This is a genomic window from Nocardia sp. CC213A (assembly GCF_030766805.1).
Classification (GTDB): Bacteria; Actinomycetota; Actinomycetes; order Mycobacteriales; family Mycobacteriaceae; genus Nocardia; species Nocardia otitidiscaviarum.
Window position 1 is genome coordinate 60,356 of record NZ_JASFXA010000015.1, and the last position, 21,251, is coordinate 81,606.

The 21,251-nt window shown below is 69.4% G+C and carries 24 protein-coding genes; 15 read left to right on the forward strand and 9 right to left on the reverse strand.

The window, feature by feature from the left end; genetic code table 11:
• Window positions 1–12: 12 nt before the first annotated feature.
• Both QJS31_RS25165 and QJS31_RS25170 read right to left on the reverse strand, forming a co-directional pair.
• Window positions 13–462 carry a DUF5994 family protein gene (locus QJS31_RS25165; protein ID WP_306357859.1) on the reverse strand — a complete coding sequence of 150 codons (450 nt, stop codon included), beginning with the start codon at window positions 460–462 and terminating at the stop codon, window positions 13–15.
• Window positions 459–869: a DUF5994 family protein gene (locus tag QJS31_RS25170; protein ID WP_282783578.1), complete on the reverse strand. Its 411-nt coding sequence runs from the start codon at window positions 867–869 to the stop codon at window positions 459–461. The genes QJS31_RS25165 and QJS31_RS25170 overlap by 4 nt, the downstream gene beginning before the upstream one ends.
• Before the next feature lie 513 nt (window positions 870–1,382).
• Here QJS31_RS25170 and QJS31_RS25175 point away from each other — a divergent pair.
• From QJS31_RS25175 to QJS31_RS25185, 3 genes are all read left to right on the forward strand, one after another.
• Window positions 1,383–1,610: a hypothetical protein gene (locus QJS31_RS25175; RefSeq protein ID WP_282786005.1), complete on the forward strand. Its 228-nt coding sequence runs from the start codon at window positions 1,383–1,385 to the stop codon at window positions 1,608–1,610.
• A 190-nt stretch (window positions 1,611–1,800) separates the two neighbouring features.
• Window positions 1,801–2,580 carry an ANTAR domain-containing protein gene (locus QJS31_RS25180; protein ID WP_282786004.1) on the forward strand — a complete coding sequence of 260 codons (780 nt, stop codon included), beginning with the start codon at window positions 1,801–1,803 and terminating at the stop codon, window positions 2,578–2,580.
• Window positions 2,581–2,630: 50 nt separating this feature from the next.
• Window positions 2,631–3,368, forward strand: coding sequence for a GAF and ANTAR domain-containing protein (locus QJS31_RS25185; protein WP_282786003.1), 738 nt, complete (start codon window positions 2,631–2,633; stop codon window positions 3,366–3,368).
• Window positions 3,369–3,433: 65 nt separating this feature from the next.
• On the opposite strand, the gene QJS31_RS25190 is transcribed toward QJS31_RS25185, so the two are convergent.
• The 5 genes from QJS31_RS25190 to QJS31_RS25210 all read right to left on the reverse strand — a co-directional run bounded on the left by QJS31_RS25190 (window position 3,434) and on the right by QJS31_RS25210 (window position 8,213).
• Window positions 3,434–3,760: a hypothetical protein gene (locus QJS31_RS25190; RefSeq protein ID WP_282786002.1), complete on the reverse strand. Its 327-nt coding sequence runs from the start codon at window positions 3,758–3,760 to the stop codon at window positions 3,434–3,436.
• A 343-nt stretch (window positions 3,761–4,103) separates the two neighbouring features.
• Window positions 4,104–5,033, reverse strand: coding sequence for a phosphatidylinositol mannoside acyltransferase (locus tag QJS31_RS25195; protein WP_282786001.1), 930 nt, complete (start codon window positions 5,031–5,033; stop codon window positions 4,104–4,106).
• Between the two features lie 73 nt (window positions 5,034–5,106).
• On the reverse strand, window positions 5,107–5,328 hold the full coding sequence (locus QJS31_RS25200) for a hypothetical protein (protein WP_306357860.1): 222 nt from the start codon (window positions 5,326–5,328) through the stop codon (window positions 5,107–5,109).
• Between the two features lie 90 nt (window positions 5,329–5,418).
• Complete coding sequence (locus QJS31_RS25205; protein WP_282785883.1) at window positions 5,419–6,393, reverse strand: terpene synthase family protein; 975 nt, start codon at window positions 6,391–6,393, stop codon at window positions 5,419–5,421.
• Window positions 6,394–6,479: 86 nt separating this feature from the next.
• Complete coding sequence (locus QJS31_RS25210; protein WP_306357861.1) at window positions 6,480–8,213, reverse strand: cytochrome P450; 1,734 nt, start codon at window positions 8,211–8,213, stop codon at window positions 6,480–6,482.
• Between QJS31_RS25210 and QJS31_RS25215 the strand changes: the two genes are divergently transcribed.
• Entirely contained in the window at window positions 8,207–9,373 is a 1,167-nt protein-coding gene (locus tag QJS31_RS25215; RefSeq protein ID WP_306357862.1) for a DUF6236 family protein, read from the forward strand. The genes QJS31_RS25210 and QJS31_RS25215 overlap by 7 nt on opposite strands.
• A gap of 11 nt (window positions 9,374–9,384) precedes the next feature.
• Here QJS31_RS25215 and QJS31_RS25220 read toward each other — a convergent pair whose 3' ends face one another.
• Together QJS31_RS25220 and QJS31_RS25225 are read right to left on the reverse strand one after the other, a co-directional pair.
• Window positions 9,385–9,669: a YciI family protein gene (locus QJS31_RS25220; protein WP_282785880.1), complete on the reverse strand. Its 285-nt coding sequence runs from the start codon at window positions 9,667–9,669 to the stop codon at window positions 9,385–9,387.
• A gap of 47 nt (window positions 9,670–9,716) precedes the next feature.
• Window positions 9,717–10,259 carry an amino-acid N-acetyltransferase gene (locus QJS31_RS25225; RefSeq protein WP_306357863.1) on the reverse strand — a complete coding sequence of 181 codons (543 nt, stop codon included), beginning with the start codon at window positions 10,257–10,259 and terminating at the stop codon, window positions 9,717–9,719.
• A 119-nt stretch (window positions 10,260–10,378) separates the two neighbouring features.
• Here QJS31_RS25225 and pgsA point away from each other — a divergent pair, with 119 nt between their 5' ends.
• The 11 genes from pgsA to QJS31_RS25280 all read left to right on the forward strand — a co-directional run bounded on the left by pgsA (window position 10,379) and on the right by QJS31_RS25280 (window position 21,170).
• Window positions 10,379–11,044 carry a CDP-diacylglycerol--glycerol-3-phosphate 3-phosphatidyltransferase gene (gene pgsA / locus QJS31_RS25230; RefSeq protein WP_282786582.1) on the forward strand — a complete coding sequence of 222 codons (666 nt, stop codon included), beginning with the start codon at window positions 10,379–10,381 and terminating at the stop codon, window positions 11,042–11,044.
• 11 nt (window positions 11,045–11,055) lie between these two features.
• A complete protein-coding gene (locus tag QJS31_RS25235; RefSeq protein WP_372341664.1) occupies window positions 11,056–11,568 on the forward strand; it encodes a CinA family protein in 513 nt (170 codons plus the stop codon).
• A gap of 93 nt (window positions 11,569–11,661) precedes the next feature.
• Window positions 11,662–12,069, forward strand: coding sequence for a helix-turn-helix domain-containing protein (locus QJS31_RS25240; RefSeq protein WP_306357864.1), 408 nt, complete (start codon window positions 11,662–11,664; stop codon window positions 12,067–12,069).
• Window positions 12,070–12,273: 204 nt separating this feature from the next.
• Entirely contained in the window at window positions 12,274–13,104 is an 831-nt protein-coding gene (pspA, locus tag QJS31_RS25245) for a phage shock protein PspA (RefSeq protein ID WP_039815749.1), read from the forward strand.
• 684 nt (window positions 13,105–13,788) lie between these two features.
• Window positions 13,789–14,607 (forward strand): hypothetical protein, encoded by an 819-nt coding sequence (locus QJS31_RS25250; protein WP_051037516.1) that lies wholly within the window; start codon window positions 13,789–13,791, stop codon window positions 14,605–14,607.
• Between the two features lie 557 nt (window positions 14,608–15,164).
• Window positions 15,165–15,338 (forward strand): hypothetical protein, encoded by a 174-nt coding sequence (locus QJS31_RS25255; RefSeq protein WP_029928261.1) that lies wholly within the window; start codon window positions 15,165–15,167, stop codon window positions 15,336–15,338.
• 213 nt (window positions 15,339–15,551) lie between these two features.
• Window positions 15,552–16,496: an NADP-dependent oxidoreductase gene (locus QJS31_RS25260; protein ID WP_306357865.1), complete on the forward strand. Its 945-nt coding sequence runs from the start codon at window positions 15,552–15,554 to the stop codon at window positions 16,494–16,496.
• Between the two features lie 108 nt (window positions 16,497–16,604).
• Window positions 16,605–17,768 carry a sugar ABC transporter substrate-binding protein gene (locus QJS31_RS25265; protein ID WP_306357866.1) on the forward strand — a complete coding sequence of 388 codons (1,164 nt, stop codon included), beginning with the start codon at window positions 16,605–16,607 and terminating at the stop codon, window positions 17,766–17,768.
• A gap of 6 nt (window positions 17,769–17,774) precedes the next feature.
• Window positions 17,775–18,548 (forward strand): ATP-binding cassette domain-containing protein, encoded by a 774-nt coding sequence (locus tag QJS31_RS25270; RefSeq protein ID WP_282779649.1) that lies wholly within the window; start codon window positions 17,775–17,777, stop codon window positions 18,546–18,548.
• Window positions 18,545–19,972 (forward strand): sugar ABC transporter permease, encoded by a 1,428-nt coding sequence (locus QJS31_RS25275; protein ID WP_306357867.1) that lies wholly within the window; start codon window positions 18,545–18,547, stop codon window positions 19,970–19,972. Before QJS31_RS25270 ends, QJS31_RS25275 begins: the two co-directional genes overlap by 4 nt.
• Before the next feature lie 25 nt (window positions 19,973–19,997).
• Window positions 19,998–21,170: an ROK family transcriptional regulator gene (locus tag QJS31_RS25280; protein ID WP_306357868.1), complete on the forward strand. Its 1,173-nt coding sequence runs from the start codon at window positions 19,998–20,000 to the stop codon at window positions 21,168–21,170.
• The last annotated feature ends 81 nt before the right edge of the window (window positions 21,171–21,251 follow it).

Consider the following 21,251-nt stretch of genomic DNA (forward strand, 5'->3'; position numbering starts at 1 on the left):
AACCGCACGGTGCTATCCCAGGACTTGTCGCATCCGCTCGCCGGCGCGGTCCGGATCGGTATCGGAGGGGATGATCAACAGGGTCATCTGGGTGCCGTCGGTTGCGACAGCCTCCATGATGTCGGGCGGCTGATCGGGTTCGGGGCCGTGGGTGTGCACGTCATCGTCGCGATCGATGTCTCGTTGGGCGAGGCTGATCGTGTTCCAGGCGAAGCCGATCCGGGCGAGGGGGCCCAGTCGCGGAGTGAGGGCGCTGATGAGGTCGTGTAGTTCGGTGGTGAGGTTCGGTGTCCACGGCCACCAGGCCCCGTCGATCGGTGCCGGGTCGGCGTCGCGCTCGCGCAGGAGCAGCCGGGGGGTTCGGGTCGGGGCGGGGAAGGGCTGTCGTTCGCGCGAGGACGTAGTCGTATCGGTCATCTCGGCGTGGTTGGTAATGGGTCTTTCCCGGGGGGTGTGGTTCATGGCAAGAACTCCGAATCCAGGTCCGATCCGATCGCGCGGCCGGCCGTCGCCAGCATGGCTCGCGCGAAGGGACCGTCGGCATCAGCGGGAACGGTCTGGACAACGATCACGGTGCCGTCGACTCCGCACAGGTAGATCGTGCCGAACAGCTCGAAGGGGTAGGGGTCCAGCCGCATGGTGCGGTTGTCCAGCAGGAGCTTCCGTCCGGCTGGGGCCCAGGGACGCGGGTCGAAGACGGTGCGCCACACCGGTCCGGTCCGTGACCGGAGTGCGGTGATCAGGTGCGGGAGTTCGGTGGCGATATCACTCGACCGCGGCCACCAGACCGCGTCGATGTATCCGCTCGATGCGGATTCGGGGCGTAGACTCAACCGTTCCGGATAGGTAATGCTCGATCGTGGCGTCATCAGACGCTCCTGTCGTGGCCGGTGAACGGCCAGATTGTCGAATTCGGGGACGGCCAACCGCTGTCGGCCGACGCGCGTTGTGTCCCCGGATACTGTCGAGCCTACGCGCATTGTGGCCGCATGCCCGGCTTCCCGGAGGGGTGACAGGGCTCGTGTGGTTGCCCACGAATTGTCCGCCCACTGGCCGCCGCGACCGGTCGGATTGAAACTGGTTGCGGTTCAGTGTTTTTCCCACGGTATTCGCAAGCGGGACTAAACTGAGGCCATCCACGAACCGTTGGTCCCTTCGCCCGGTGCGCGATGGTGACCGATCCGGTGTGGTCCGCTCCAGACCCCGGCGGCTTCCAGTTTCGTCACTCGTGCGTAAGGGGTCACCCAATGGACTACGTCGGCAGGTCGGATCCCGACAGCTCGGCGATACCTGGCCGCGATTTCGGACCCGCGCCCGGTTGGGCGGTCCATGCGGTGCCGGTGAACGGCGGGTGCCGCGGTCGGGAGCCGGCGGGAGTAGTGGTGGCCGCTGATCTGGAGCTGGCCGCCACGGGTCTGTGCGACCGGCTCGCGGCACCCGAACATACCGCTGAGGGCTGGTATCTGGTCGCGGACTATCTGGCGGGCGCCGAGTTCGGGAACAACCGTGCGCAGGGTACTCGGCTGCGCTGGGCCAACCGGCTGCGCTGGGATGGGCACGATTGGACGATGGGCGAATGGGTCCCCGCCAACGGTCACTCATCATGGTGACCCGCCGCGCGGCCTCCTCGCTTGCGAACCGCCTCGGGGTCTGCCCTCGGGAACGGTGCTTCTGGCACTAGGCTGGGCCGTGAGGCAACCCGCCTGGCACCCACGACGGCCGGGTCGTCGTGAGGCGATCGCCGGTAAGACGGGAGCACAGTATGGAACGGGTACCGGAGCACGGTGTCGGTGAGTTCGCGTGAGACCCGCGGATTCGGTTGCCGCACGGTTTCTGGCCGAGTTGCGAGGTAGCGCCGACGACGGGCTCGTCGCGCGACCGTCGGGTGATCGGCTGTGCCTGGCGTGTACCCGAATCCTGCCGATTTCCGGTGCCGCGGTCACCGCGGTCACCGATTCCGGCCGGGGAGAGATCCTCGGTACCGCCGGTACCGATGCGGCCTGGCTGGCCGATGCGCAGGCGGCCACGGGGGAGGGGCCCGGCCAGGACGCCCATCGCAACGGCGCGCCGGTGCGGGTGCCTGACATGTCGGCCATACTGGGCACCGGACGCTGGCCGCTGTTGGCCCAGTGGGACGGTACCCCCACCATCGCGGCGGTGTGTTCGATTCCCTTGCGGCTGGGTGCGATTCGCCTCGGCTACCTGGATCTGCTCGGTGCCGCGACGGTTGTCGCCGAGCCCGCGGCGTATCGTGACGCGCTGAGCGTGGCCGGCATCGTCACCGCCGTGTTGCTCGCCGCGTTGACCCCACCCCAGGACGGTGTCGCAGTGGATGCCCGGTGGGAGCTGTCGACCGCCGCACGTGAGATCCACCAGGCCACCGGGATGGTCGCGGTGCAGTTGGACGCCCCGGCCGCGGTCGCCTACGCCCGTCTGGTCGGCCATGCCTTCGCCGTAGGCCGTCGCGTGGACGAGGTCGCCGCCGATGTCGTGGCACGAAACCTCCGGTTCTTCCCGGACGCCGGACCGGATTCCGACAGCGGCACCCCCGAGGGCCCGATCCCGGCGCCCGAGCATTGAGATACGGCCATGAGTTCCATAGGATTTCTCAGAGAAGAGGTGAGCCGAGGATGGCGCAGAGGGACCGAGCGCTCACAACGGTGCTCGTGCGGCTGGTCGATACCTTGGTCGCCGACTACGACCCGTTGGAGCTGACGCAACAGCTGGTCGAAACCAGCGTCGAACTCTTGGCCGCCGACGCGGCGGGCGTCATGCTCGCCGATGCCGACGGGCACCTGCAAGTATTCGCCTCCACCTCCGAGGAATTGCGACTGCTCGAACTGCTGCAGATCCAGTCCGCGGCGGGGCCTTGCCTGCAAGCGTTCCATACCGGCACACCGGTCCACGTCGGCGACATCACCGAAACCACCGGGTGGCCGGTCTTCGGACAGCGCATGCTCGCGGAAGGATTCCGGGGGGTCTGCGCATTGCCGTTGCGCTTGCGTGAGGATCGTATCGGCGCGTTGAACCTGTTCACCGCCGAACCGGGCGTCCTGGCGGAGGAAGACCTGCGGATCGGACAGGCCCTGGCCGACTTCGCCACGATCGGCATCGTGCATGCTCGTGTCCTGGCCGACTCCCTGACGGTCAACGACCAGCTCGCGCAGGCGCTCAACAGCCGCGTCATCATCGAACAGGCCAAGGGCATGCTCGCCGAGCGAGCAGGTCTCGATATGGACACCGCGTTCCACGCCCTGCGCCGTTACGCCCGCGACACGAACCGCCGCCTCGCCGACCTCGCCCACGCCGTTGTCGACCGCGGCGTCGAGTTGGATGCTGTTCTCAGCGGTCACATACCCCCGCCCTGACCGTACGCGGCTCGCAGACTGACCGGCTGCTGCCGCTCGGGCAGTCGGGAACGAACGGCCCCGGGTCAGACTCGAGGTTCGGTAATCGGCCAGGTGCTGGTGATATCGAGCATCGCCGAATTGCTGACGCGGATATGGTTCTCCAGCTCCGCGACCAAGGCGCTGAGGTCAGTGCGAGCGGCGGTCACCTGCGCGTTGGTCGAATCCGATGCCTCTAAAACGCCGCGAATCGTATCGAGGCGCAGCAGCACATCCAGCAGTCGGCGCACGACTCCGTCGCCGAGGGTGAGGAAGCGATCCGACTCGTGGAATCGGTGGGCATCCGCGAATCCGGGGGCCGGTGTGGGGCGCAGGGCCGAGGCAGGGCGTTCCGGGCCAGGCGGGGGTGTCATCGCGTGCGCATTCGATTGTCCCGGTTCGAGGCGGTCGCCGTGGGACCAGTGGGTGCGGCCCCGCTTGTGAACACCGCGGCACCGCGCATGGGTATCGGTGGCGGAACGTCTGTGTCGCAATGGTGCTCGCCTGCGCGACCGGACCGGGCGCGCCGCGCGTGCATGGGGTGAGGCAGCGTCATGGTGACGCTCCTGTCTGACCGAAAATCGGCCGCCTGCGGTGATGATGCCACCTCTATCGGAAGCATGCTGATGGTCACCGCAACCACATAGCCTACACGGACCCGCCGCCTCGGTCATCGATCGATTCGGCGGGACGGGCCGGCGGGCATCGCACCGGCCACTACTGGAACCCGATATCCGATCGATCGTGACGGTCCTGTTCCCGGGTCGGCCGGGCGGCGGCGAAATCGGCGGTCCACACCGGTTGCAGCATGTGCCAGTCGGCCGGATGCGCGGCGATGCCGGCGGCGAAGCGGTCGGCCAACGCCTGGGTGGTGTGCCGTACGCCGTGCGCGGTGTCGATCGGCGCGTCCACGTGGAAACCCCAGCCGTCCGGAGTGAACCAGCATCGCACCGGCAGCAGTGGCGCGCCGGTGTCGATCGCCAGCCGCGCGGGACCGGCGGGCATGCGCGCCGGTTCGCCGAAGAAGTCGACCGGTATGCCCGAGCCGGTCAGATCACGCTCACCGAGCAGACCGACTATTCGCCCCTGCCGCAGGCGCGCGGCGAGCTGCGCGAACGGCGGTGTCGCGCCGCCGGTGAGCGGGACGATCTCGAATCCGAGCCCCTCCCGGAACCGCACGAAGCGCTGGTACAGCGCTTCGGGACGCAGCCGCTCGGCGACGACGGTCGGCGATCCCACCCGTTGCACCAGCCAGACTCCCGCCAGATCCCAATTGCCGCTGTGCGGCAGCGCCAACACCGCGCCGCGACCGCCCGCGACGGCAGCGTGGATGTGTTCGAGCCCGGTGGCCACCGATTCGATGCGGTCGGCCAGACGCACCGGGTCCATCGACGGCAGCCGGAACGACTCGCACCAGTACCGGGCGTAGGAGCGCAGGCTCGCACGCACGAGTTCGTCGGGCACCCGCTCCGGCGTCGTGGACAACACCCGGGCCAGATTGCGCCGCAACTGCATCGGCCCGCCATCGCGGGCCGCGCGATCGGCCGCGAGTTCGAACAGGCCGAGCGCCCACCGCTGCGGCAGGGCGCGTACCAGCCGCCAGCCGGCCGCGTAGCCCAGATCCGCGGCGCGCGCTCTCGGGTTCATTCCTGAAGTCTCCCCCCACGACGCCGCCACGCACCGGAATCGAGCAAGATCCGTCCCGTGCGCGCCGACCGCATCACGGCCGCAGCGGTACCGAGGGGCGCGCTCGATCACAGCCCGAGGGGTGGTCCACGGTCAAGGTGCGCAGCCGGACGTCGATGCGCTCGGCGAACAGCACCGCTCCCCGGTCGGCGGTCCCGGGCGGCGCGCGGCGGGGTGGCGGCGGCCGGGTCGCGCTCGGCGGTCTCGCCGCCCGCGCCTCGATGCTGAGCCGCCCCGCCGAAATCGCCGGACTCATCGAGAAGGCCGCCCCGCCAGGGGTGATGTCGGGTCGCCCGCCGGAACGCGCACGAGCGCTCCGGCACGGCGTCGGGTGCCTCGGCCGGAGTCAATCGCCGAACAGCCGCTGTGCGGTCCAGTCGGGTGCTTCGTCTCGGCTGTTGCGCGCGGCGGCCAGATAGTCGGACGCGTTCCGGTATCGCCGGGTGCGCCCCTCGATGTCGAAACAGGCTCGACAGACTTGCCGGTAGGAAACAAAGCACCGCGCGGCGTCCGCACGAGCCCGAGCCGACGGTGCTGTGGCGTCGAAGGCCGCCAGGCAGTCGCGCTCGCATTCGAGGTATCGCGTCATACAGTCATTCGCCATGTCGGATACGGCGACGAGCGATTGTTCGAGCGACCGACGCTCTGTTCGATGGATGATGCACACGGCATTGTGCGCCGGGTCGATCTCGAGGTCCTTGCGTGCCATGTAGATGTCGTTGTGCACTCCGATCCACTCCGCGAGCCACAGCCGAGCCCGTGAATACTCCGGTAGCGCGCGCAGCAGTGGATCGGCGTCCACTCCGAGCGCGAGTTCCGCGAGGTCGAAGAACATCGGCATGCCGGATCCATAGCGTCGCCGCTGTCGATACTCCGCGATCGTGGGGCGGTGATCGTGCCGCCGGTCCTCGGCATCGCGGCGCAGTGACTCCAGCCATTCGTCGATGCTGTTTCGGAACTGCTCGATCCAACCCTGTGACCGCCGCGGAACGGCCCGCGTCCAGATATCGCGCAAAGCCCGCGCAGGGCGGCTGCCCGCCGGTGCCGTGGTCGTTGCCAGCTGCGCCCGCAGCTCGGCCACGGCGGACGTCGCCTGTGCGACATCACGTCCCACCGGACCGTCGTCGAATTGGTCGTCGACGATGAAGGCCCAGGCCAGATGCTGCATCAGCAGCGGCAGGACGTGGGGTCTCGCCTGCGGGTAGAACAGGCTTGCGATCCACGGGGTTTCGGTGCGCTCCAGGTGCTTGCGGCTGCTGTCGGTGGGAGTCAGATCGTACGAGTCGACCCACGCCCACACGCTGGCCGCGGTGGCGCTCATCGCGGGATTCTCGGTGCATGCGTCGAATGGCATGAACAGGCGCGGTATGGGCAAGCCGTCATTGATCGTCTCTCCGCCGTCCGCGGTCATCGCTCGGCCTTCTCGACCGGGTGGATCGGGGTCGTCTGTCGTGGACTGGGCGTCATCAGCAGATTTCGGGGTCGTAGCAGCAGGCCCGTCGCCGGTGTGACCTCGCGGTCGGTCGACAGCCGCAAGCGCCATCGACTCGCGATCGTCGCCAGCGTGAGGGTCGCTTCGGCCATGCCGAATCGGTCGCCGATGCATTTTCGAGCGCCCCCGCCGAACGGAAGGAAGTTCTCGAGCGGAGGATGCGCGACGTCTGGGTCCCATCGACCCGGATCGAAGATCTCCGGCTGCGGGAAGACATCCGCCCGGTGATGGATCAGGTAGGGGCTGTAGGCCACGGTCGTACCGACGGGAAGCGTGTACCCGCCCAGCGTGGTAGCGTCGGTGACCACTCGCATGGACAGCCAGGCCGGTGAGTAGACGCGCAGCGCCTCGGTGATCACCCGTTCGGTCAGCGGCAACCGATGTAGATCGGTGTAGTGCGCGGTCCGCTCCGGCAGCACCGCGTCGACTTCGGCATGCAGCCGATGCTCGACCTCCGGATTCCGGGCCAGCAGGTACAGCGCCCATGCCAGCGTCGTCGCGGTGGTCTCGGTGCCGGCGAGGAAGAACGCGATGATGGTGTCGGTGATCTCCTCATCGCTCATCCCGCCGCCATCGTGCTCGTCATCCCGGGCAGTCATCAGGGCGGACAGCAGGTCGCCGTGATCGTCGGGCGTGCGACGTCGCTGCGCGATGATGTCGTCTACGGTTCGGCGCAGGCGCGCGTGCGCGCGACGGTACGACAGGTTCCCCGCTGTCGGAAGGCGGTCCAGTGGCGGCGGCAGGAATGTGCGCAGGTAGAAGCCGTCGAAAAGGGTTGTGACATCGGCCAGTAGCCTGTCGAGCAGTCCGGTGGGGAGCGTGTTCGACAGCAGCGTGGCCGCCGTGACGCGCGAGGTGATCGTCATCATCTCGGTCAGCAGGTTCAGCGGCTCGTCGTCCGGCCAGGAGTCGATGACGTCGACAATGCATTCCGTCATCGTCTCCGCGTACCGCGGGAGGCGGTCGGAGCGGAACGCGGGCTGCGCCAAGCGGCGTTGCCGGCGATGTGCGTCATAGGGGCAGGAAGCCAGACTGTCTCGTAGCACTTCGCGGATCCGGTCATAGATGGGCCCGCCCTTGTCGAATGTCCGATCGTCTCGCAGCAGTTGGCGAACCGTCGCGGGATCGCATGCCAGCACGATCCGAGCGGGTCCGATGCGAATCCGGATCAGGCTTTCCGTGGTGGGAAGCGAGGTGAGGAAGCGGGTCGGATCTCGGAGCAGGGGAACCGCGTGGCCGAGCAGCGGCGCCGCTTTCGGTGCACTGGGAATGGAATTCACGGAACGCATGCGGTACCTCTCGCTCGGTTCGTCGGATCGCCCGGTGCTGCAGGACTTCTCGCCGAAACGAACGGAGGTGCGGATAGCAGACGAACGGAAAGCTGCCGAATGCGTGCTGTATGCGGTGAATAAGCTTGGACATTCGGCATAGGCGCGATACGTCCGGTAATCGAGCCCATGGGTTTGCGATGGTCGAGTCCGGATGGTTCGGATAACGGAAATCCCACTGACGCTTGTGATTTTAGTCTCAGCGACCTCTCGTCGCAAGATGCCGACGAACAGATCGGCTGTTGCCGAATGGAATTCGGACGCAGCGGCGCTAACTCGAGACAGCGTTCCGGCATTGCTGGCATGCTGGGGCCGTGTCACAGATCGCCCTGTATTACCCGTGGACGCGTTTCCGGAACGAGAACTGGCTGAAGCTGGCACTGCTGACGTGGGACCATATCGCGCGGATTCGCCCGCGATCGGCCACGGACACCGATTCGGACCCGGTGGCGAGGGTGCGCGCGGAGACCGATTTCCTGCACGACGTGGAGCCGGTTCGGGAGGATCTGCGGCGGCTCACCAATATCTTCGGCGACATCATCACCTCGGGGGAGCCGCGGGTGTGGCAGCGGTACGCGTGGCGGGCGGTGGTGGACTCGGCCGGATCGGCGGCAACGCCGCGCAAGTCGGGTGGGCCGCGCCGCGCCTACCCGGGCCTGGCGTGGGTCCATGTCGGGACCGACGGGCCGAAGGCGCATCTCGCCCTGTCCCGGCTGTTGGAGGAGGAGGGCCTGGCGGTGACGGTCGAGGAGTCGACCGGTCCGTACCTCGGGATGCATCCTCGACTCGCCGACCTCTACCTGACCGCCCTCGCCGATGTGGTGGCGGCGCGGCAGCGGGTCTCACCCGTGACCGACGATCCCCGCGCGCACGCCGCCGTCGGCACCATCGATCGGCTCTACGACCTGCTGGTCGACGACGCGGCCGAGCCGGTGCGCGAGAAAGGGATGAGCGAGGAAGCGCAGCACGCGTACATCCACTTCGCCGCGCACGCCGCCCCGCGACCCGAGCGATTGCGCGAGGTGCCGCTGCCGACGCTGCTGTCGTTTCGCGAGCGGCACGCGGGTGATCTGCGGGCGTTCCGGGACCATATCGGGTCGCTGTCGAAGGAATTGGAGAGCGTCGCGCTGGCCGAGGGGCCGGATGCGGCACAACGTCGACTCCGAGGCGTCTACCGATCGACGACGAAACCTCAGCTCGAGGACCTGTGCCGAGCGCTGAACGACTTCGGAATCGATGCCGTTCCCGGCCTGCTCGGCATCAAGGTCGACCTGCCCGCCGCCGCGATCACCGGCACGGCGCTCCCCGAAGTCACCGACTTCGCCGGTGCCGGAACGGGTTTCGCCTTCTCGGTCGTCCCGTACGTCGCGGACCGGATGCGCGCACGCCGCACCACCATCCAGGACACGCCGGTCTCCTACCTGCTGACGGCAGACCGCAAGCTGACCGGTAGATCGCTGCTCGCCGCGATGCGGCGCTGACCGGCGTTCGGTTACTCCGCGAACGCGCCCATCACCGGCAGCCATTCCACATACCGCACCTCTTCGATCAGTCCCAGCTGCGCGAACGGATCCTGTGCCAGCAGTTTCGGCATCTCCTCGGCGTCGGAGACGCGGAAGAGCAGCAGCGCGCCGGAACCGTCCGGGTACGGGCCGCTGGTCAGCACGATGCCCTGGTCGACCAGTCCGTTGAGGAAGGCGCGGTGCGCGGGGCGGTGCTCGGCGCGGGATGCGGCGGTGGCGTCGGTGTAGGTGTAGTGGACGGCGAAGATCGGCACGGGTGGAGCTTCCTGATCGGAGGGACGGTTGAGGTTTGTCGAAAGGTTCAGAGGTTCAACAGCATTCGGGTATTCCCGAGGGTGTTGGGTTTGACGTAGCTGAGGTCGAGGAACTCGGCGACGCCGGTGTCGTAGGAGCGGCACATCTCGGCGTACACCTCGGCGGTGACCGGGGTGCCGTCGATCTCGGCGAAACCGTGGCGGCCGAAGAAGTCCACCTCGAAGGTGAGCACGAACAGGCGTTTCAGTTCCAGTTCGCGCGCCACGGTGATGAGCTGGGAGACGAGCATGTGCCCGACTCCCGAGCCCTTCACGTCCGGGTGCACGGCCACGGTGCGCACCTCGCCGAGGTCCGCCCACAGCACGTGCAGGGCCCCGCAGCCGACGAGGCGGCCGTCGAGTTCGGCCACCCAGAACTCCTGCAGCGCCTCGTACAGGTTCACGAGGTTCTTCTCCAGCAGGATCCGGCCCGCGTAGATGTCGACCAGGCCCTTGATCTCGGGCACATCCGAGGCGCGGGCGCGGCGCACGACGGGGGTGCCCGCCGCCGCGCCGCCTACCGAACCGCTGTGAGGTGCCCGTGTTGTCATGGGGTGCACAGTAGTCGGCCCCCGTACCGATAGTCTGAAGGTGTGTCGCACATCCAGTCCCCCCGCTGCCCGGTCGTCGCCGGGTCCCTTGGCCGAGTCGCCGGCCGGTGGGGGCGCTGGTGACCGTGCAACGTGAGGAGGGCCGCTGGGCCGGGGCGGGTTCCCCGCATTCCGGGTTCGCGCCCGCGCCGCGACCGGAGGTCGGGGCGGTCGAACCGGCCGCCGTGCCGCTCATGAACGTGGCCAATGTGCTGACGGTGCTGCGCATCGCCATCGTGCCGCTGTTCCTGGCGGCCCTGTTCGCGGGCGGCGGCCACGACACCGGCTGGCGGTGGGCCGCGGCGGCGCTGTTCGGCATCGCCGCCATCACCGACCGCATCGATGGGCAGCTGGCCCGGAAATACGGGCTGATCACCGATTTCGGCAAGCTCGCCGATCCCATCGCGGACAAGGCGCTGATCGGCGCGGCACTGGTGGGGCTGTCCATGCTGGGCGATCTGCCGTGGTGGATCACCATCGTGATCGGCGCCCGCGAGGTCGGGATCACGCTGCTGCGCCTGGCGGTGGTCCGGCGCGGGGTGATTCCGGCCGGTCGCGGCGGCAAACTCAAGACGCTGGTGCAGTCGGTGGCCATCGCCGTGCTGCTGCTGCCGCTCTCGGACGGCTGGTTCACCGCGGGCATGCTGCTGATGTACGCGGCGGTGGCGCTGACCGTCGCCACCGGCCTCGACTATGTGGTGCAGGCCGCCCGGCTCTGGTTCGGCGCGCCGCGCCGCACGGCCTGACGGGTCCGGCCGTGACCGCCGTCCGGACGCCCTCGACCGATCCCCTGACCGCCGAGGCCCCGGCCGCCGACCTGGTGCGCGCCCTGCGCGCGGCGGGGCAGACGGTGGCGACCGCGGAATCGCTCACCGCCGGACTGCTCGCGGCGACCATCGCCGGAGTTCCGGGTGCGAGCGCCGTGCTGCGCGGGGGACTCGTCGTCTACGCCACCGACCTCAAGGCGACCCTCGCCGGTGTGAGCGCCGACACCCTCGACACCGACGGACCGGTGGCCGCCAGCACCGCCGAACAGCTGGCCGTGGGCGCGCGCATCCGGTGCGGAGCCGACTGGGGGATCGGTTTGACGGGGGTCGCCGGACCCGAACCGCAGGACGGCCACCCGGTCGGCACGGTATTCCTCGGATTGGCGGGTCCGGAGGGCACCGAGGTGATTCGGTTGAAACTGTCCGGGGACCGGTGGACGATCAGGGTGACCGCGGTTCGCGCCGCGATCACCGAACTGCTCCGCGGTGTGCGGGGTGGTTGAGGCGTTCGGGAACGCGAGGGCGCCGCTGGGCGTTGTCCAGGCAGGCTCCGGGATTCGATCCACCCGCCCGGCGACGAGTGTGAGGAGAACGAGATGACGCTGCTGCGAGAAGCCATCGGGGAAAGTCTGCGGCGCGCTCGGGTCGCCCAGAGCCGGACGTTGCGTGAGGTCTCCACCTCCGCGCGGGTCAGCCTGGGGTACCTGTCGGAGGTCGAGCGCGGCCGCAAGGAAGCGTCCAGTGAGCTGCTGGCGGCTATCTGCCAGGCGCTGGACGTGCCGCTGTCGCAGGTGCTTTTCGATGTGAGCGCGGCCATGGCCGACGCCGACCGCGAGACCGAGCGCACCGCCGCCGCACCCGCCGGGGCCGCGCCGGCGAGCGCCGCCGCGTCCGGTACGGGCGGTTCCGGTGTCACGCCGCGCGGCGGGGATGGTGCGTTCGGCCCCCGGTTCGTCATTCCGGCGCCCACATCGGACCGCCTGGTGCTGGTCGCGGCCGACTGAACACTGTGCGATGGAGCCGAAAGGGATAAATTCTCGGTAGGCTTCGTGCCGGGAGTGTTGTGCGGGGACGGTCCCCTAGGGGGCCGTCCCGGATTTCAACGGCTACCGCGCAGTGGAGGATAGGGACACAACGGGGTGCGTGACGGTCGCGCACTATGTCGCGTGGGCTCGCGCGGCACGTCAGTATGGAGGCGGGATCAATCGATGGCTAATCCGTTCGTCAAGGCCTGGAAGTACCTGATGGCCCTCTTCGACTCGAAGATCGAGGAGCACGCGGATCCGAAGGTTCAGATCCAGCAGGCTATCGAGGAAGCCCAGCGCCAGCATCAGGCCCTGTCGCAGCAGGCCGCGTCGGTCATCGGCAACCAGCGTCAGCTGGAGATGAAGCTCAACCGCCAACTCGACGAGGTGGAGAAGCTCAACGCCAATGCCCGCCAGGCGGTCATGCTCGCCGACCAGGCCACCAATGCCGGGGACACCGAGAAGGCGATCCAGTACACCAATGCCGCCGAGGCTTTCGCGGCGCAGCTGGTGACCGCCGAGCAGTCCGTCGAGGATCTGAAGGTGCTGCACGACCAGTCGCTGCAGGCCGCCGCCCAGGCCAAGAAGGCCGTGGAGCAGAACGCCATGCTGCTGCAGCAGAAGGTGGCCGAGCGCACCAAGCTGCTGTCCCAGCTGGAGCAGGCCAAGATGCAGGAGCAGGTGTCGGCGTCCCTGCAGCGGATGGACTCCACCCTGTCCGCCCCCGGCACCACCCCGAGCCTGGACGCGGTGCGCGAGAAGATCGAACGCCGCTACGCCAACGCGCTCGGCGCCGCCGAACTGGCCCAGAACTCGGTGCAGGGCCGCATGATGGAAGTGCAGCAGGCCAGCATCCAGATGGCGGGCCACAACCGCCTCGAGCAGATCCGCGCCTCCATGCGCGGCGACGCCCTGCCTTCCAGCGGTGCGTCCCCGCAGCTCAACCAGGGCCAGGCCGCCGCAAACCCGGCCCAGCCGCAGCTGGACAAGGACCGCAGCGCACAGCAGCAGTAGTAACCGAGCGCTCCGGCGGGCCCTCGCCGGGAGCGCTGCGCAGTAATCAGGCGAAAGGTTCGACCGATGGGGAGATCGCGGGCAGCGGGTGAGCCCGCGACCCCCCGCGCCCGCTTCCGCCGCAAACCGGTAGCGGAGCGCTCGACCGGATTCCGATTTCCGATCCCGGGTCTGGGGACCGCAGCCGAACGGGACGTGACGCCCCCCGTCGTCCCGCCGCCCGTCGCGAGAAGCTCTTCGCCCTCCTCATCGCGGGCTGAAGGGGGTCCCGCCGGTTCTCACGCCGCCGGGCAGACGACACCCGGGTACCCTCCCTCGGCCGCGCACCCGGCCCCACCGGAACCGCCGGATCATCGCGGCCATGCGGCTTCGCAGCCCGGAACGACCCCTGAATCCAGCAGTGCCACAACCTCTTTCGGCGCGGCTGGATACCGGGCGGACTTCGGAGTCGGGGACCGCTCCGATCCGAGTGCGACAGATGCGTCCACAGGCTCACCCGTGCGGGCGTGGAACCCCTTGCCCGGCTTCGATATCGGCGTCGTGCGCGACCAGCGGGAGGCCTCGGGTCGAGCGGGTGGCGTGTTCGGTCGGGGAGCCGATGCTCGTGGGGCGACCGGTGGCCGCGAATCGTCGGTGTTCGGGGTGCGGGGGGCTCGGGAACGGGCCGGTGAGACCGTTCGGGAAATGTTGGCTCCGGCCGGTGTGGAGCCGGAGGAGTTGGCGCAGCGGCTGCCCGAGGCGCTGCGCGGGATGGGGGAGCAGGCGTTCGCCACGGTGCGGCGCTGGGCCGATCCGCGGGAGCGGGAGTTGCGCAAGCGGCGGCGGGTGCGGCGGCGCAGCCTGCGGTTGGGCACCGCCTCCGGGGTGACGACCATCGGCACCATCGGTCTGGTGCTGATCTCCGCGCCCGCCTGGGCCGTGGTGGTGGTCGGCGGCGGTGCCGTGGCCTTGGTGACCGGGGCGGCCGTGACCACCAAGCGGTACTTGCAGATTCGCAATGACCCCCTGCCACCGGCCGCGTTCCAGCCCAGGCGGCTGCCACCGGCGCGGTCGGCCGCGCGGGCGGCGATCGCGCGACTGGTGCGGGCCGAGCGCGCCATGCACGGCCTCGGCAATCAGATCGCCCGCTCGGGGCGGCTGCCCGCCGACGACCTCACCGACACGCTGGAGACCGCCGGTTCCGGAGCGGCCGCCCTGCATGCCCTGGCCGCTGACATGGTCGCCATGGAACGTGCCGCGAGCGCCCTGTCCCCAACGAATTCTCCTGTGGCCGAGCATATTCGGATCGCCGCCGGACGCCTCGACGCCGGTGTCGCCGAATACGAGCGAATCGTGGCCGCCACCGCCCAGGTGCTCGCCGTCCCCGAGAGCGCCGCGCTCGCCGACGACCTCGGCTGGGCCATGGTGGACCTGCGCGACGCCGCCGACCGCCTGGACGGCTGGGCGCAGGCCCTCACCGACCTCGCCGACGGCCGCTACCGCGCCACACCGCCCACGGCCTGACCCACAAATCGTCGCAACTACACCCGCGCTGTTGGACCGCCGTGCGCGATCGGCTGGAGCCGCTGCTGTGAGCGTGACTGCTTCGCGCCGTTCGATCACCCGTGGCGCGATCGGCTGGAACTGCCGCCGTGAGCGTGACTGCTTCGCGCCGTTCGATCACCCGTGGTGCGGCCGGCTGGAACTGCTGCCGTGAGCGTCGCCCTGCCTATTCCCCCGCGCCGTTCGACCGGCTGTGCTGACCGGTGCTCGCGGACCGGCTGTGTCGCTCGGCGCGTTCGCGTGCCTGAGCTCGGTCCGGCCGTTGCGGCACCTCGTGCTGCCTGCTCGGCCGGGGTATCGGATGGTCGGCCGCGAGCGGTGTCTGCTGTCGATCGGGTGTGTCCGTGCGGGCGCTGCCGGGCGGGTGCACGTCCGGTCGGCCGTGGCGTGGGCTCAGGGGGAACCCTGAACTTTCCCGGATATTGGCGCTGACCTGGTGTTTTTCTCTTGTGGCCCTGCGAGTATGGAGGGTGTCGGATCGCGCGAACGCCGGTTCGGGAAGACTTCGGGAGGTACCAATGCTGTGGAAGATCATCGGCGTCGTCGCGGTGGTGTGGATCGCGCTGGCCATTATCGGCGCGCTGATCAAGGGCCTGTTTCCGATCCTCATGATCAGTCTCGTGGTGTTCGGGCTGTACCTGCTGTACAAGGCGGTGTCCGGCTCGGACAAGTCGACGATCAGCAAGATGTAGACGCACCGGCACAGCCGATCGGGCCGCCCGCGACCATTCGCGCGGGCGGCCCGATGCCGTGTCGGCGGGCCGTCGGGCGCGGCCCCGGGCCACGCACCTCCAGTCGTCGTGCGTCCGGCCCGCCATGCCCGCGCGTCCCGCCGCAATCCCGCGTGCTCGCAGGCGTGGTGCAGGTGAGGGAACAGCCCGCGCGACCGAACCGTTGACCGCGCTATGGCTATCGCGATCATCGCCACCGCCTACGGTGGCCCGGAAGTCCTGACTCCCATCGAGATCGACGTACCCGCGCCCGGACCGGGTGAGGTGACCGTCGAGGTGCGGGCGGCCGGAGTGAACCCCTTCGACTACAAGCGTTACTCCGGAGCGTTCGGCACCGACCCCGATGCCCTGCCGATGCGGCTGGGTGGCGAGGTGTCCGGTGTGGTGACCGCGGTGGGACCCGACGCCATCGGCCCGGCCGGTCCGATCCACCCCGGTGATGAGGTGCTGGCCCGGGTGGACGGCGGCTACGCCACCGCCGTCACCGCGCGGGCCGACCGCGTGGTCCCCAAACCGAAGGCGGTGAGCTGGGAGGTCGCGGCCGGAATCCAAGCCGTCGGCGGAACCGCCGTCCACACGCTGGCGGCCACCGCCGTGCGCGCGGGCGACACGGTGCTCGTGCACGGTGCCGCGGGCAGTGTCGGCGCGACCGCCGCACAGTTGGCCGTCGCGCGCGGCGCGCGGGTGATCGGCACCGCGGCCCCCTCCCGCCACGAACGCCTGCGCGGCTACGGCGTCGAACCGGTCGCGTACGGGCCGGGGCTCGCCGATCGCGTGCGGGCGCTCGCTCCCGGTGGCGTGGACGCCGCCATCGACACCGTCGGCACCGACGAGGCCGTCGACGTTTCCCTGGCGTTGGTCGCCGACCGTGCGCGCATCGCCACCATCGTGGCCTTCGCCCGGGTGGCCGAGACCGGCATCAAGGCTCTGGGTGGCGGTCCGGGCGCGGATCCGGGCACCGAGATCCGGGCCGGGGCCTGGCGGGAACTGCTCGAGCTGCTCGGTGCGGACACACTGGAACTCGTCGTCGCCGCGACCTATCCGCTCACCGAGGTCGCCGCCGCGCACGAGTTCGTCATCGCGGGCCATGCGGGCGGAAAGGTCGTGCTGCTGCCCTGATTCGGGCAATTCGCCATCGGAGGCGACCGCCGTCGCATATGTTGTTGCCCACAACATTTAGTCGGTGCGCGGTCGCCTACCCGTGACCGCCGCTCGAAAGGTCACCCGATGAGGACGAAAACCCCGCTCCCGCCCCGAAACTCCCGGCGCACCCGCCGCCGCCCGGGGTACGCGCTGTGCGCCCTGGCCGTATCCGGGCTCATGGCCCTCACCGCCTGCGGCTCCAACACCACCCGCGACGACGGCCCCACCACCGCGGCGGGCGGCGGTGGCGGCAGCGGCACCGTCGGCGTGATCCTGCCGGAGACCGCCACCTCCGCCCGCTGGGAGTCCTTCGACAAGCCCATGCTCGAACAGGCCCTGCGCGCCGAGGGTTTCGACGCCGACGTGCAGAACGCCCAGGGCGACGTGCAGAAATTCAGCGCGCTGGCCGACGGCATGATCGCCCAGGGTGTGAAGGTGCTCATCATCGCCGCCATCAACAGCGAGGTGGGCAGCACCGTCGCAGCCAAGGCGCAGCGCGCGGGCATCCCCACCATCGACTACGACCGGCTCAGCCTCGGCGGATCCTCCGACTACTACGTGTCCTTCGACAATGTGCGCGTCGGCGAACTCCAGGGCCAGGCCATGGCCGACGCCCTGCGGGACAAGCCGGGCGCGGAGGTCATCGAGATCGAGGGGGCTCCCACCGACAACAACGCGACCCTCTTCCATCAGGGACAAACGAATATCCTGAAGCCGCTCTACGAGTCGGGCGCGCTGAAGCTGGTGCACAGCCAGCCCATCGACGGCTGGGACAACCAGAAGGGCGGCACCGTCTTCGAACAGCTGCTCACCGGTAATGGTGGCACGGTCGACGGCGTGGTCGCCGCCAACGACGGACTGGCGGGCGCGGTGATCACCGTGCTCAAGAAGAACGGCCTCAACGGGCGGGTGCCGGTCACCGGCCAGGACGCCACCGTGGAGGGCCTCAAGGCCGTGCTGCGCGGCGACCAGTACATGACGGTGTTCAAGCCGATCCAGGCCGAGGCCGAGGCCGCCGCCGCACTGGCCGCCGCCCTGGCCAAGGGCGACAAGGCCGCCGCGGACGCGTTGGCCCAGGACGTGAGTCAGGATCCGAAGGGCGATCGCGACGTGAAATCGGTGCTGTTGGAACCGCAGACGATCCTGAAGGATCAGGTGAAGACAGTCATCGACACCGGCTATGTGCAGGCCGCCGATGTCTGCTCCGGTGACCTGAGCGCCACCTGCGCCGAACTCGGCATCGGCTGATCCGCCATGACCGAGCCATTGCTCGACATCACCGGGCTGAACAAGAGTTTCGGCCCGGTGCGGGTATTGCACGAGGTGGACTTCACCGTACCGGCCGGATCGGTCACCGCCCTGGTGGGCGACAATGGCGCGGGCAAGTCCACGCTGGTGAAATGTATCGCCGGTATCCACGCCGCCGACTCCGGCACGGTGCGCTTCCGCGGCGAGGAAGTCCGCATCCACGGGCCCAAAGACGCTGCCGCCCTGGGCATCGAGGTCGTCTACCAGGATCTGGCGCTGGCCGACAATCTCGATATCGTCGCGAATATGTTCCTCGGCCGCGAGCGCGGCCGACCCTGGTTCCTCGACGAGGCGAATATGGAGGAGGCGGCGCGGCGCACCCTCGCCTCCCTGGGTGTGCGCACCGTGAAATCGGTCCGCACCCCGGTCTCGGCGCTCTCCGGCGGGCAGCGGCAGACGGTGGCCATCGCCAAAGCCGTACTGTGGAACAGCAATCTGGTGCTGCTGGACGAACCCACCGCCGCGCTCGGCGTGGCCCAGACCCGCCAGGTGCTCGACCTGGTGCGCAGACTCGCCGAACAGGGGCTCGGGGTGGTGCTGATCAGTCACAATCTCGCCGACGTGTTCGAGGTGGCCGATCGCATCGCCGTGCTGTACCTGGGCCGGATGGCGGCGCAGGTGCGGGCGGCCGACGTCACCCATGCCCAGGTGGTGGAGCTGATCACCGCGGGCCGGTCCGGTGAACTCGGGCTGGCGCGACCGGAGGCGGTGGCGCTGTGAAGGTTTCCGAATCCGCCGGCTCGACGGCCGCCGACACCGCGGTCTCCGATTTCGGGATCGACACCACCGCCATGTCCACCCGGGATGCGCTGCGCGACTACCTTATTCGCGTGCGGTCCGGCGATATCGGTTCGCTGCCGGCCATCCTGGGCCTCATCGCGCTGGTGGTGCTGTTCTCGACGCTGTCGGACGTCTTCCTCTCGCTCAACAACATCGCCAATCTGCTGGCGCAGGGCGCGGGGCAGACCATCATCGCCATCGGCATCGTCTACGTGCTGCTGATCGGTGAGATCGACCTGTCCGCGGGCACCGCCTCCGGCGTGGCGGGCGCGGTCCTGGCCATGCACTACGTGGAGAACGGGAATCTGCTCGCGGGCATGGGATCGACGGTCTTCATCGTCTTCGTGGCCATGCTGGTGCTGGCCGCCGCCCTGGCGGCGTTCCTACGCATCTGGCCGGGTGTGTTCATGTCGCTGCTCGGCGTCGCCATCACCGTCATCGGCTTCGAGGCGAACCCGTGGGTGGAGATGCTGCTCGCGGTGTGCGTGGGCACCGCCATCGGCTGTATCACCGGCTTCCTCATCGCCAAGATCGGGATGCCCTCCTTCGTGGTGACGCTCGCGCTGTTCCTCGCCTGGCAGGGCGTGATCCTGCAACTCATCGGTGAGGGCGGGGTGCTGGGCATCAGCTCCTCGCACGTGCTGAACCAGGTCGCCAACGGCAATCTGTCCACGATCGGCAGCTGGGCGCTGTTCGTCGTCGCGGCCGGCGGCTACGCGGCGGTCACGCTGGGCGGACATCTGCGGCGGCGCAAGCGCGGCCTGGTGACCCAGCCGACCCCGCTGGTGGTCACGAAGGTGGTGGCGCTCACCGGATTCGCGGCCGTGGTGACCGCGCTGCTCACCGTGAACCGGTCGCCGAGCGATCTCATCGAGATCTCGGGTGTGCCGTACGTGGTGCCGATCGTGCTGGCGCTGCTGGTGGTCGGCACCTATGTGCTCAATCGCACCACCTACGGTCGCCACATCTACGCGGTGGGCGGCAACCGGGAGGCGGCGCGGCGCGCCGGTATCGACGTGACCCGGCTGCGGGCCAGTGTTTTCGTGATCAGCTCGGCGTGCGCGGCGGTCGGGGCCATCGTCTACTCGTCCAAGGTCGGCTCGGTCGACCCGCAGGCCGGCGGGCTCAATACGCTGCTGTTCGCGGTGGGCGCGGCCGTGATCGGCGGCACCTCGCTGTTCGGCGGCAAGGGCCGGGTGGCCGACGCCGTGATCGGCGGCGCGGTGCTCGCGGTGGTCGCGAACGGTCTGGGGCTGCTGCGCCAGCCCGCCGCGGTGGTCTCCATCGTGACCGGACTGGTGCTGCTGCTGGCCGCCACCGTCGACGCTCTGTCCCGCCGTCGCAGCGCCGCGTCGGGACGGTGAGCGCCGCAATGGTATTCCTGATGCCATGACCGTCGCCCGCCCGGACGAGGTGCGTCGCTTCAACCGGTCCAGTCTGCTGCGACTGCTGCACATCGGCGGACCGGCGACCCGGGCGGCCCTGGCCACCGACCTAGGACTCAACCGGTCCACCATCAAGATGCTGGTGGACGGGTTGGCCGAGGCCGGGATCGTGGAGGAGCGGGTGCCGCGCCAGACGCCCGCGGGTGCCGGGCGCGGGGCCGGGCGGCCGTCGCTGCTGGTGCTGCCGCAACCCCAGGCGGCGGTGGTGCTGGCGGTGGACGTGCAGGTCGAACGCACCGCCATCGCGCTGGTGGGGTTCGGCGGGCACATCCTCGGGCGCAACAGCTGGAATCTGCACGGGCGGCAACGCGATCCGATCGAAGTGGTCACCCATGTCGCCGAATCCGCCGCCCTGCTGGCCGGTGATCTCGGCGTGCACCCGGTGGCGGTCGGCATCTCGGTGCCCGGGGTGGTGCGCCGCACCGACGGATACGTCCATACGGCGGCCAACCTGCGGTGGTCGGAAGTGGCGCTGGGGGAGCGCATGTCGGCGGTGCTGGGGCTGCCCGTGGCGGTCGGCAACGACGCCGAATTCGGTGCTCTCGCCGAACATGTGCGCGGCGCGGGCCGGGGCACAGCCGACGCCGTGTTCGTCTCCGCCGATGTGGGCGTGGGCGGCGGTCTGATCGCACAGGGCGGCATTCTGCGCGGCGCGGCCGGATACCTCGGCGAGATCGGCCATATGACCGTGCGCCCCGATGGGCGGGCCTGCCACTGCGGCAATGTGGGCTGCTGGGAGGGCGAGGTCGGTCAGGCCGCGCTGTGCCGGGCGCTCGGCCTGCCCGAACATGGTCCGCGCGGTGGAATCGTCGCCGAATTGCGCGCCCTGGAACGGGATTCGGACCCGCTGGCGCGGCTGGGGGAGTACCCGGACTGGCTGGTGCTCGGCCTGGTGAACGTGGTGAACGTCCTCGGCCCCGAACTGGTGGTGCTCGGCGACCTGTTCACCGCCCTGCCCGATGTGGTCGTCGCGCGCGTCCGGGACCGGGTGCGTGAGCGCAGCATCGTGAGCCGGGCACTGGGCGGGGTGCGGATCGAGAAGTCCACGCTGGGAGCGGATTTGAAGCTGCTGGGGGCCGCCGAGGCGGCGTTCGAGGGGGTGTTGGGTGCGCTGTGAGACGAGATCCGGGCAGGTCGCGTCCAGCTGGGCGTGGTGCCCGAGCGTTCGGGCGCGCGGAGCCTGACCCGCGGTCGGGGC

Bases quoted from the DNA above. Each gene is read 5' to 3' on its own strand.
- QJS31_RS25165 (WP_306357859.1), bottom strand. From the start codon at position 462: ATGAACCACACCCCCCGGGAAAGACCCATTACCAACCACGCCGAGATG.
- QJS31_RS25170 (WP_282783578.1), bottom strand. From the start codon at position 869: ATGACGCCACGATCGAGCATTACCTATCCGGAACGGTTGAGTCTACGC.
- QJS31_RS25185 (WP_282786003.1), top strand. From the start codon at position 2,631: ATGGCGCAGAGGGACCGAGCGCTCACAACGGTGCTCGTGCGGCTGGTC.
- QJS31_RS25190 (WP_282786002.1), bottom strand. From the start codon at position 3,760: ATGACACCCCCGCCTGGCCCGGAACGCCCTGCCTCGGCCCTGCGCCCC.
- QJS31_RS25195 (WP_282786001.1), bottom strand. From the start codon at position 5,033: ATGAACCCGAGAGCGCGCGCCGCGGATCTGGGCTACGCGGCCGGCTGG.
- QJS31_RS25200 (WP_306357860.1), bottom strand. From the start codon at position 5,328: ATGAGTCCGGCGATTTCGGCGGGGCGGCTCAGCATCGAGGCGCGGGCG.
- QJS31_RS25205 (WP_282785883.1), bottom strand. From the start codon at position 6,393: ATGAGCGCCACCGCGGCCAGCGTGTGGGCGTGGGTCGACTCGTACGAT.
- QJS31_RS25225 (WP_306357863.1), bottom strand. From the start codon at position 10,259: ATGACAACACGGGCACCTCACAGCGGTTCGGTAGGCGGCGCGGCGGCG.
- QJS31_RS25240 (WP_306357864.1), top strand. From the start codon at position 11,662: ATGACGCTGCTGCGAGAAGCCATCGGGGAAAGTCTGCGGCGCGCTCGG.
- pspA (WP_039815749.1), top strand. From the start codon at position 12,274: ATGGCTAATCCGTTCGTCAAGGCCTGGAAGTACCTGATGGCCCTCTTC.
- QJS31_RS25250 (WP_051037516.1), top strand. From the start codon at position 13,789: ATGTTGGCTCCGGCCGGTGTGGAGCCGGAGGAGTTGGCGCAGCGGCTG.
- QJS31_RS25255 (WP_029928261.1), top strand. From the start codon at position 15,165: ATGCTGTGGAAGATCATCGGCGTCGTCGCGGTGGTGTGGATCGCGCTG.
- QJS31_RS25260 (WP_306357865.1), top strand. From the start codon at position 15,552: ATGGCTATCGCGATCATCGCCACCGCCTACGGTGGCCCGGAAGTCCTG.
- QJS31_RS25265 (WP_306357866.1), top strand. From the start codon at position 16,605: ATGAGGACGAAAACCCCGCTCCCGCCCCGAAACTCCCGGCGCACCCGC.
- QJS31_RS25270 (WP_282779649.1), top strand. From the start codon at position 17,775: ATGACCGAGCCATTGCTCGACATCACCGGGCTGAACAAGAGTTTCGGC.
- QJS31_RS25280 (WP_306357868.1), top strand. From the start codon at position 19,998: ATGACCGTCGCCCGCCCGGACGAGGTGCGTCGCTTCAACCGGTCCAGT.